This window comes from Sulfitobacter sp. HI0027 (genome assembly GCF_001634775.1).
Lineage (GTDB): Bacteria > Pseudomonadota > Alphaproteobacteria > Rhodobacterales > Rhodobacteraceae > Sulfitobacter.
Genome location: NZ_LWER01000187.1, coordinates 1 through 254 on the forward strand (window position 1 = coordinate 1; position 254 = coordinate 254).

The 254-nt window shown below is 58.3% G+C and carries 1 pseudogene; it reads left to right on the forward strand.

The features are described from left to right. Positions 1-172, forward strand: a pseudogene (locus A3722_RS12230) (carboxylating nicotinate-nucleotide diphosphorylase); the annotation flags it as partial. Between the last annotated feature and the right edge of the window lie 82 nt (positions 173-254).

Below are 254 nucleotides of genomic sequence, written 5' to 3' on the forward strand. Positions count from 1 at the left end.
GAACACGCTGCTTCAGGCTGTGGAAATTGCCAATGGGCGCATCGTGCTTGAGGCGTCGGGCAATATGACATTGCCGCGCATTGCCGAGGTCGCGGCGACGGGGGTGAACTATATCTCCATGGGCGCGCTCACTCATTCTGCGACAACGCTGGACCTTGGGCTGGATTTTTGAACCAACTGGGGCAAAGATCGCGCAGCAGCGAAGGGAGCCCGCCATGTCCGACCTCACAGTTCGTACCGTAAAAGACCATGAC